Annotated in this window: 7 protein-coding genes; all 7 read right to left on the minus strand. The window is 38.2% G+C overall.

What is annotated here, in order from left to right; genetic code table 11:
• Positions 1-278: 278 nt before the first annotated feature.
• A complete protein-coding gene (locus A3I7_RS0109725; protein ID WP_018376578.1) occupies positions 279-2189 on the minus strand; it encodes a beta-glucoside-specific PTS transporter subunit IIABC in 1911 nt (636 codons plus the stop codon).
• Positions 2190-2251: 62 nt separating this feature from the next.
• Positions 2252-3481 (minus strand): neutral/alkaline non-lysosomal ceramidase N-terminal domain-containing protein, encoded by a 1230-nt coding sequence (locus tag A3I7_RS0109730; protein WP_018376579.1) that lies wholly within the window; start codon positions 3479-3481, stop codon positions 2252-2254.
• 4 nt (positions 3482-3485) lie between these two features.
• A complete protein-coding gene (locus A3I7_RS0109735) occupies positions 3486-4655 on the minus strand; it encodes a neutral/alkaline nonlysosomal ceramidase (protein WP_026217218.1) in 1170 nt (389 codons plus the stop codon).
• A 12-nt stretch (positions 4656-4667) separates the two neighbouring features.
• Positions 4668-5708 (minus strand): amidohydrolase family protein, encoded by a 1041-nt coding sequence (locus A3I7_RS0109740; protein ID WP_018376581.1) that lies wholly within the window; start codon positions 5706-5708, stop codon positions 4668-4670.
• A gap of 314 nt (positions 5709-6022) precedes the next feature.
• A complete protein-coding gene (locus tag A3I7_RS0109745) occupies positions 6023-6772 on the minus strand; it encodes a ChbG/HpnK family deacetylase (RefSeq protein ID WP_026217219.1) in 750 nt (249 codons plus the stop codon).
• Between the two features lie 9 nt (positions 6773-6781).
• Positions 6782-8185, minus strand: coding sequence for a PTS transporter subunit EIIC (locus tag A3I7_RS0109750; protein ID WP_018376583.1), 1404 nt, complete (start codon positions 8183-8185; stop codon positions 6782-6784).
• Positions 8186-8209: 24 nt separating this feature from the next.
• On the minus strand, positions 8210-9046 hold the full coding sequence (locus A3I7_RS0109755; RefSeq protein WP_018376584.1) for a PRD domain-containing protein: 837 nt from the start codon (positions 9044-9046) through the stop codon (positions 8210-8212).
• Positions 9047-9342 lie beyond the last annotated feature (296 nt).

The raw sequence follows: 9342 nt of genomic DNA on the forward strand, positions 1-9342 counted from the left end.
CTCACATCAATCCCAAAAACTACTCGCATGATATTACCTCTTTGTCTTGAATGATTCCTTGTTTTAGTGATGTCATTTTCAATACTCGACGTCTGGCGTCCCACATACTTTGATAACATTCTTTCTAAAACAGGTGTCTTGCCAGTTTTTATTGCGACGTCTAGCGTCAAAAGAGTTCTCGACTTAACAAGACACCTCTACTTTATCATAAAGAAAAAGTAGTGAGTACTTTCTCCCGTCGGAGATTTCCTCACTACTAATCTTAGTATGTTTTGATTTTATTTTAAATTAATAGAGAGTAATGGAGTCGTCGTGTCAACTGTTCCTTGCGCTAATGGGGTTACAGTATCTAGTTGATCTGATTTGGTAACAACGACCATAACCGTTGGGTCATAACCTGCTTTTTTAATGTCATCAAGGTCAAATTCAACAAGAAGGTCTCCTTTTTTCACTTTCATGCCTTGTTTGACATGACTAGTGAAATATTGTCCGTTTAAGTTAACCGTATCAACACCAATATGAATGAGAAGTTCGTCACCTGCAGTACCGGCTAATCCTACCGCATGACCTGTTGGGTAGGCAACACGGACGATTGCATCTTCTGGTGCATAGACCTTACCATCGCTTGGAATAACTGCAATACCGTCACCTAAGAGGAGTTGTGAAAAGACTTGATCGCTAACACCTGTCAAATCAACAGCTTGACCATTTACAGGAGAAACAATTGTCACTTCTTTTACTTTAGTAGATGTTTTTTCTTCTGCTTTTTTTGCTAACAATGCTGCGCTGTCTTGCTTATCACCAATAACTAAGGCTGATACCAAGGCAATCGCAAAGGCAACAACACCTGAGATACAAAGAGCAATAAAACCACCATCAATACCGTCAGGATTGATAAATGTTGGAAAACCAAGAAGTCCGTGAGCTCCGAATGTATAAAGTTTAGCGCCACCAAGTCCAGCAATAGCACCACCTATACCGGCTGCAGCAAGACCAGTAACCAAAATCATTTTACGAGGAATCATGACACCGTAAAGAGCTGGTTCACTAACACCGAAGAATGATGAAACAGCTGCCGCAAATGACATTGAGCGTGTATCTTTATTTTTGGTACGAAGAGCAACCCCAAGCGCAGAACCAAGAACAGCTGGAGCACCTGAGAAAATCAATGGGTTGATGATATCGTAACCGTATTCAGCAACATTGATTTGGAAGAATGGCAAGATTGCCCAGTGAAGCCCGAACATAACCAAGATAGACCAAAGAGAACCAATCAAGAAACCTGCAATACCGATGTTGAGATTAAGGAGCCACATCACAGCGCTACTCAATAAGTTTTGAAGGATAATTGAAATTGGACCAATGACAATCAAGCTAGCTGCACCAGCAACAATCAAGGTACAAAATGGAACAAAAACCATTTTCAAAACATCTGGAATGTATTTGTTGAAGAATTTATAAACATAACTAGCAAACCAGGTGACAGCGATAATCGGAATGACTGTGCTGGCATAACTTTGAAGCGCAACTGGAATACCAAGAAATGTCAGCTGATAATTCATCTTAAAAATGGTTCCAGAAAATAATGTATTAATAGCATCACCACCAGCTGCTGTTACCAAAGTTGGATAGACAAGGAAAGCCCCTAGTACCATACCATAGATTTCTTTTAAGCCAAAGCGTTTAGCAGCACTCCAACCTAACACAACTGGGAAGAAATAGAAAAGTGCATCTGATAAAGCGCTTAAGATAATATAAGTTCCATCCTCGGTTGACATCCAACCAAAAGCACTAAGAAGAGCTAGAACAGCCTTAATCATCCCCGAACCAGACAACATACCTAATACTGGGATAAAAATAGAACTAATAAGACCTAAGGCTTTGTTAAGGAAACCCTTATTATCTTCTGCGTTTACTGCTGTGCTATCACCCTCGTTCGTTGCAATATCGCCATCTTCGATAATAGCATTGTAAACTTTTTCAACACTTGGTCCAACAACAACTTGGTACTGACCACCTTGTTTGACAACATCGAGGACACCAGACATATTTTTTATAACGTCGTCGTTAGCTTTGGCTTCATCTTTTAAAATAAAGCGAACACGTGTGATACAATGGCTAACACTGCTAACATTCTCTTTGCCTCCTACCTGAGTGAGGATGTCTTTTCCTAATTTCTTGTAGTCCATGATAAGAACTCCTTTATAATTAAAATCTTAAATCGACTTCACATAGCCCCGATTTCGGCTCATTAGTTATCAAGCAAGTGACTTGCACGACTAAATTTTTCAATAATAGTTTCAAAAGTTCCTGCTGGAACAGGGTTACCAATCGTTTCAAAACTTAGCCCATAATCCTTAGCTTCTAAGAAATAATGGTGGAAACCATTGCTATATCCAGCAATCAACACCGTTTTATCCGTCACATTTCGTAATAATTCTCCGCCAACAGATGCCAACTCCCCAGGGAAGATGAAAAATCTTAAATTTCCAATATCCAAGATTCCAAGTTGTAAGATGTCATAAAATTGTGGTGCGGTTAACTGTGCTTCACACTTTTCAATCAAATGTTCTACTGGCTGAGCGCCAACGGTCTTAATAGTCCCATTTTTCATGCCAGCAATTCGCAAACGAAGATCTTCATCGTAAGCTTTTTTGTCATTGATGACTTCGTGACTAAGTTCCAAAACGTTAATGCTTTCTGTTCCAAGAGAAAGTTCAGTTGTTTTTATAGGAGCGATAAGCTCAGCTAATCCAGTTGTCACACGTTCTAATTCTGCAAAATCACGCCCCAGTCGGTCATAATGATTACTAGAATCACCTGCACAACCTATTAACATCAAAGGATAAAATCCCCATTTTTCTTTTAATTTTGTTGACAGATTTCCTGCTAAATCCGCAGTCAATTCCATATTCTCGCCACTCAAAACCGTTGAGTGAACAGTGATATTGACAATCCCTGCAATAGCTTTACCATCGTGAACGAATTTTGTCACTGAGACAATATTGTCTGATTGTTGTCCCTTATGGTTACGATTACTATAATAACCAAGCACTAAATCTTGCCCATATTCCACGCTGGCTTCGACAAGATTATGCCGACATTGTGCGACAACATCAAGAAAACATTGCACAAAGAAATCATAATACTCTTGATTGTAACGCCCAAATTTCCAAGTTTTATGAAAATCACGTACCGAATGGTGGTCATGTGTGACACCGATAATAATATTTTCAAAAGGAATCTGATAGGTTTGACTGATTTCACGTCGAATATCTGCGGCAACAATATCCTCTATTTCAAGAAGGTCTCCTGTTGCCAGAAAAACTTCTTGACCTTCATTGTTATGAAATAAAATACCGTTAATGTAAATGTGATCATGAATGCCTTTAGCGGGTTGATTTCGTTTGGGAGTTTTATATCCTAATAAGTAAAATGGGGCTGTCGGTGTGATGTCTGCACGACCGTATCCAACTTTCATAAGCTCACTTCCTCTCCTTTAATGTCTTAATAATAGCCTTACTAACTTTTTCAGCGCTACCACGCGCAAACATGGAATTCATTGCTTCATAAGTATAATTATCGTAACTTTTCTCATCCACCATGTATTTTTGACCACCGTTAATCATCGTAGCAATCATTGTTACGGAAAAAGGAGATTGTTCTCTAATAACCTTGCCTGTAATGCTTGCCAATTCGGGCTTTAGCATGGCTAAGCCAAAATCTCCAATGGTCAAAATCGCTAACTCGACTTGCTTTTTACCTTGCAATTCAAAATGATACCGCCTTGTTGGTTTTAAGCTTTTCATATCAGGAATGGCTTGTCCATCAAGCTCAACGCTGATTTGGGTTAAGCTAAAATCACCCTCGAAATGTTCATTTTCTGTCACTTGTGATAGTATTGTCGAAGCTAATTCATCTGAACAGCGTTCTAGGCTATCAAAACTTTCTTGACAGACGTTAGGTGTCTGGTCAGCTGCTGCTCCAAGCATAAATAGAGCAACACAGTTAAGCTTATCTTCGATTTTTTGTGTGGTTAAACCGATAAAATCACTACTAATAGCCCCGTCACCTATTTTTTCAACGATAGACGACTGAACATCCACACTATAAATCATGGCTATTAACGCTCCTGATGTCGAGGAGATTTGCAACATCGGAATCGTATGATTAGAATAACCTTGTGGATTTTTTCCCAACCAATACCCATCTATTAGCTCTATATCGCGGTTTACCTGAGCTTGTGCCCTGACATTTTGGCAAGAGAGGGAAGCTGGCTGTAAATTGTTTTTGGCTAAAAGCAAAGCTTCTTCAACAGCTTGAAGCAAAAGGTCTAAATAGTATTGATTTTTTTGCTTGGTTTCCGTGTCTGCTTTTTCCAATGCCTTTAAAGAACGCGTGTGGGGCGCCGAAAAAGTATGTGTGACACTAATAAAAATATGATTATCTAAAACCTCACAACTTGCCTTAACCTTGTCTTTTATGACTCTAATCGCATAATCTTGTAAGGATGTCACATCAAGCGAAATAAAGACGAAATCATCTAAAATAATAGCCCGGCAGTACAAGTCATCATGACAATAGGTAAATTTTTCAAGTGGCAATAATTGTTCTGTCAGCTGAATGCGAGATTTCCCTGCACCTGCTTGTAACATAGCTACCTCCATCTAATCTTTAATATGGTAAAGTCGTTGCGCATTACCTCCTAAAATCAAGTCCTTTTCTTCCGCTGTCAAATCCAAATTATTAACAAAGTCAGCACCTTTTGTGAGCCATTCTTGGCGGACGGGATAAGATGAGCCAAAAATAATGTGATCAGCGCCTAAAACTTTTACGGCATACTCTAAAGCATCTTTCCCCCAAGGTTGCGCATGTGACATTTCAAAATAAATATTTTCAGCAAAATGTTCCTCGATATGCTTATCATCCCCACCAAAACGTTGAACAGTATCAGCTTTACTTGGCTTATGTGGCATTAAGACATTTTTCAAACCAAAGAATGCTCCTCCGAGCATTGAATGCACAAAAGTCAAATGAGGGTATTTTTCAAAGAAACCGCTATACAACTCCCGACAAATTGCCGTTGTTTGGTCAACACAGCGTCCATAAGAACGGCGGACATTTGTGTACTCATAAAGTGCATCATACTGTGTAGGAACTGGTGTATGGTGAACGTAAACCGTTGCTTGATACTTATTAAGTTCTTCAAAGAATGTCGCAAACAAATCATTATCAAGGTAATAATTGCCATAGTGAGCAACCAATTGAACACCTGTAAATCCAAGTTCTTCAAAGCAACGTTTCATTTCTGCAAAAACAGCTTTAGAGCCATATGGTGGTAAAACAGCTAAAGGAACCAGACGCCCTTGACTACGCTTCATATAACCATACATACCGTCATTGAAAGCTTTGCATTGCTCCAAAGTCAACCATTCTTGACAACCTGGGATTTTCAAAACAGCCTTATCAACACCAGCCAAGTCCATATCAGCCAACATCGTTTCAAGCTTATATTCTCCTTGAACATAATTCAGATTTTCAAATCCTTGAGGACGTTCAATGATAATTTGCTGACGTCCATCTGGTAAAGCTCCAGCATGAACTTTGGTGTCATACTGCTTGGGAGCACTCGCTAGAAAAGCTTCCATTTTTTCTTCAGACTCAAAAATATCTTCTTCAAACCAATATAAATTACTATCAATAATCATTTGTACACCTACTCTCTTAATCAATCTTTATAGTTCTATCTTAATTTATTTTACGAACGCTTACAATTCGATTTTAAGGAATATTTATTCTAAAACAGAATAAATAAAAGCAAGAAAATTAGTAATTTCACAGAAACTTTATTTCGTCAGCTCACCCCCGCAAAGTTGAGAAGGGTTGTAAAGGCTGATTTATCAGCGTATTAGAACCCATTTAGTCGCCCCATCTTATAAACACAAACAAAGAAGCTGAGCACCTTGTCTCAGCCTCGCGAGCATAAAAATTGAAAATCAGCTTATATCCAACAACTACTGTTTTACAAATCTCGGTAATCAATGAGTTCAACATCTTGCTTTCTGAGCCATTGTTTGACATCAGGATTAATTAACATAGCAACTTCTTGTGTTCGAGGAATGGTTAGGCTAGAGTGTGTTAGAATGTCATCATCAAGATAACCAGGGTGAAAAACTGCCAACTGTACCACATGGTCATCTGCTTTTGCTACCATACGTTTTAACATATCAAAAGGATCGTAATGCGGTGCCATCGATTCCATATTGAATTGCACAAGAGAGTTACCAATTATCAATGGTGCGCCACCTGTTGAAAATCCTGAATATTTCAAGCCATGTTTTTCTGCGACAATTTCTAATCCCTTAAAGAAATTGCTTGACGCTACCGCATGCCCTTCAAAATAATCTGGCTGACGTCCAAATAATTCTAAAAATTTCTGGTACTGTGCTTCAATTTCCAAAACAACTTCTTCAAAGACGACAAAATCCTCTTTCGATGCCCGAAATGTTTTAGACGACTTGAAATTGCCATTCTCATCCACCAAACTTGGAATAAGTTCGGGCTTTGTCAAAGGCTTACCAGCACAAATATTAGTATGCACTCCTAGAACCAAGTCACAATTTTTAATTAAATCAACGCCGTGCTGCGTAGCAGGCATATTGACCATAACTCCAAGACTTGAAATCAAACCCTCTTTGATAGACTTTTCAATACCGTAATTAACAGCCTCAGAATAACCTAAATCATCAGCACGCAAAAGAATTTTTTTCATAAAAACCACCTAATCTCTTTGCAAAACACTTTCTGTTTTATTAAAACCGAAAAGATACGTTAAAACAGTAGTTACAGCAAAAGCAATCGCTGCCGCAATACAGCCATTTATCATGTTCACTGTTCCACCACCAACATAGCCAAGAACAGCTAGAAAATTCGTAGCTCCCATAACATAAGTTCCAACATGGGTTACCCCTGCGTAAAGTCCACCACAGAAGCCACCTGCTGCAAGGGCAAGAAAAGGACGTTTATAGCGAAGTCCAATACCGTAAAGAACTGGTTCGGTTACTCCACCTATAATCGCTGAAACAAAATAACCAAATGCCAAAGCCTTTGCATCTTTTTCACGAAAACGTAGAAATGCTCCAAATGCCATACCAAATGCTGCCCAAGTTGCATAACCACCTGCTGTCAAAACAAAACTATCATAACCATTTTGCATCATAGCGGTAATCCCAAAAACAATCAAAACTTGATGCATTCCTGACATAACAAGGAATTCCCACAAGGCTGCAACGACAGCAATCGCAAGAAAGCCACCAACATTACCAAAAGCAATCAAACCAGTCCCAATTAATTCACCACCAAGATTACCAATTGGAGCCAAAACAACAAAGGTAATAGGAACCATAACAAAAATCGTTAAAAATGGCACGAAAATCGTTGATAAAACATCAGGAATTATTTTTTTAAAGAAGCGCTCAACATAGCTCATTACCCAAATAGAAATAATAACAGGTAAAACCGTCTGTGAATAGTTATGTGCAGTAGTTGTCAAAAAACCATAAACAGTAAATTTTTGACCGTCCAAGACAATAAAGTCAGGTACTAGCAACATCGCCCCTAACATTATCCCCATGACCTGACTCACACCAAGTTTTTTAGCAGCCGTAAATCCAAGAAAAATTGGTAAGAAGTAGAAAAAAGCACTATACATAATATCACATAAAACATACATATCGCTCTTTTCAGAAACCAGTCCAAGTAAATCTGGTCCAATAACGACTTGAATCGTTTTAAACATTGCCGCAGCAATCATAGCTGGGATTAAAGGTGTCATTGAGCCTGACATATAATTAAGGATTGCCATTCCCACACCTTTTGGTGTTAATTTTTCTTTTGGTTTATCCAAATTTTCGTCAACTTGTTTTTCCAATGTAACCTCTGCTAATTTAGCAAACTCAGGGTAAACTTTTGCGACATTTTGCCCAATGACAACTTGGTACTGTCCACCAGACTCAACAACAGCAAGAACACCTGAGATACTGGTTAGCTCGTCTTTTTTAGGAATGGAAGTATCCTTTAAATTCAAACGCAAACGTGTCATACAATGTGTTGCACTCATCACATTTTCCTTACCACCAACCGCAGCAAGCACTTTTTCTGCGATAACTTTATTATTATCGACCATAACTTTCTCCTTTGCGGAGCTTCGCTATTTTTCTCCGCTATTTTTTTCATACAACCTGTTGATGTGTATCATCAGGTAAAGTAACTCGTCATCAGATTGACTATATCCCATACTTTGATGAATATAATCCATGATAACGACTGCAACTTGATAGATATGAGGTTGACTTTCTTTGAGACTTTGTAAAATAGTCTCATTCCCATTAATAAATGATTCATTTTCACGTAGTCGCTTCAGATAATAACGAACATGTGCTTGAAACCTTTGGTAATTAAATTCTTCACGCTCAATACGAATTGCTAATTGATTTTCAATCATCTGTGTCATAATCTCAATCAATTCTTCGATGGCCTGACTTTCGTTGTCAATGTCAAATTCGGCTTGGCTATTGATAAAATGCATGGCAATACTGGTCACTTCACTGTGTGGGAGATTAACACCTAATGAAGTATTTATCAAAACCAAGGCATCTTCTGCTAATTTCGTTTCCTTTGGATAGAGCTGGGCAACATCCTGTGAAAAAAGAATTTTCATTTCCTTAAATTCTTTCAATCGACGAATAGCAAATTGGATATGGTCTGCCAAGCTAAATATCAAAGTCGGATTGAGTTTTCCAGACAACTCCTTCTGCGCATTTTGCACGATTTCCACACTAAGCAACATCAAATCTTCTGGAATTTCATCCAAAAGTAATTGAAAATGAGGATCTAATTTATAAAATGTCATATCAATTTTTGAAAGATCCTCTAGCTCATAAGGCGTCTTTGGAAAACCAATACCACGTCCAAAGGCGACCAACGATTTACCATTATTATCCAGACATTCTGCCACATTATTATTGATTTTCTTCACAACTCTCATAATTATCTACCTTTTCTAATCCTGTGCTGTTAGTCATGCACAAAAAAACTCTTTGAAGACATACCACACCCCCTTACTTGATGAACGGTAATGCCTCCCAAAGAGTAACAATCCTTGTTTGATTATAGTTTTATTGTAGTTTATTTTGTAAGCGTTGTCAAGTGAGATTTGAAAAAATCCTACTTAAATGTTTCTAACCTAAATTCTCAAAGTAAGTTCTAGTCTAACACCAAAACTGGAAATTAGACTGAGACAAAAAAATAAGGTAGAACTTACTATGGGACAAGTTGGTAACT

The organism is Streptococcus orisratti DSM 15617, from assembly GCF_000380105.1.
Classification (GTDB): Bacteria; Bacillota; Bacilli; order Lactobacillales; family Streptococcaceae; genus Streptococcus; species Streptococcus orisratti.

Excerpts from the sequence above, each read along its gene's own strand:
- A3I7_RS0109750 (WP_018376583.1), bottom strand. The coding sequence starts at position 8,185 with ATGGTCGATAATAATAAAGTTATCGCAGAAAAAGTGCTTGCTGCGGTT.
- A3I7_RS0109725 (WP_018376578.1), bottom strand. The coding sequence starts at position 2,189 with ATGGACTACAAGAAATTAGGAAAAGACATCCTCACTCAGGTAGGAGGC.
- A3I7_RS0109735 (WP_026217218.1), bottom strand. The coding sequence starts at position 4,655 with ATGTTACAAGCAGGTGCAGGGAAATCTCGCATTCAGCTGACAGAACAA.
- A3I7_RS0109745 (WP_026217219.1), bottom strand. The coding sequence starts at position 6,772 with ATGAAAAAAATTCTTTTGCGTGCTGATGATTTAGGTTATTCTGAGGCT.
- A3I7_RS0109730 (WP_018376579.1), bottom strand. The coding sequence starts at position 3,481 with ATGAAAGTTGGATACGGTCGTGCAGACATCACACCGACAGCCCCATTT.
- A3I7_RS0109755 (WP_018376584.1), bottom strand. The coding sequence starts at position 9,046 with ATGAGAGTTGTGAAGAAAATCAATAATAATGTGGCAGAATGTCTGGAT.
- A3I7_RS0109740 (WP_018376581.1), bottom strand. The coding sequence starts at position 5,708 with ATGATTATTGATAGTAATTTATATTGGTTTGAAGAAGATATTTTTGAG.